Origin of the sequence: Rhodococcus sp. 24CO (assembly GCF_050586165.1) — a bacterium.
In the GTDB taxonomy this organism is placed as follows: domain Bacteria; phylum Actinomycetota; class Actinomycetes; order Mycobacteriales; family Mycobacteriaceae; genus Rhodococcus_F.
In genome coordinates, this window is record NZ_JAZFNF010000076.1 from 1 (window position 1) to 593 (window position 593).

Sequence of the window (593 nt, forward strand, 5' to 3'; positions counted from 1 at the left end):
GAACCGTCTGTGAGCCTGGATGCTTCGGAGATTGTGGATTGTATGGCGGAGCGTGTGGTTCGGCAGATGGTGCCGGCGGCGGTGGTGGTGGTTGACGAGTTGCCGGTGACGCCGAATGGGAAGATCGATCGGGATGCATTGCCCACACCGAATTTTGACGAGCGACTCGACACATTCGTCGCGCCGGAAACCGAGATGGAATCGACGTTGGCAGGATTGTTCGAGGAAGTGCTGGGACTCGAATCGGTGGGAGCAGGAGACTCGTTCTTCTCCCTCGGCGGCGACAGCATCGTAGCGATTCAGTTGGTCTCACGGGCGAAGGCGGCCGGAATAGTTTTCTCGTCGCGAGATGTGTTCGAGCGTAAAACAGTGGCTGGGTTGGCGGAGGTTGCTGTCTTCGGTGACGGCTCCCCGGCAGTCAGGTTGGAAGAACTGCCTGGGGGCGGGATCGGAGAGGTTCCGCTGACGCCGATCATGCGGTGGCTCGTTGGGCGGAGCGCATCGGGGTTCAATCGGTTCTCTCAAGCGGTGATGCTGAATCTGCCGGAGGCAATAGACGAACCGAGCTTGGCGAGCACGGTGCAAGCGGTGCT

The 593-nt window shown here is 60.4% G+C and carries 1 protein-coding gene; it reads left to right on the plus strand.

Going from position 1 to position 593, the window contains the following annotated elements:
- Positions 1-42: 42 nt before the first annotated feature.
- Positions 43-593, plus strand: a 551-nt coding sequence (locus tag V2B23_RS30910; protein ID WP_430953698.1) for a phosphopantetheine-binding protein, incomplete at its 3' end; no start/stop codon positions are given.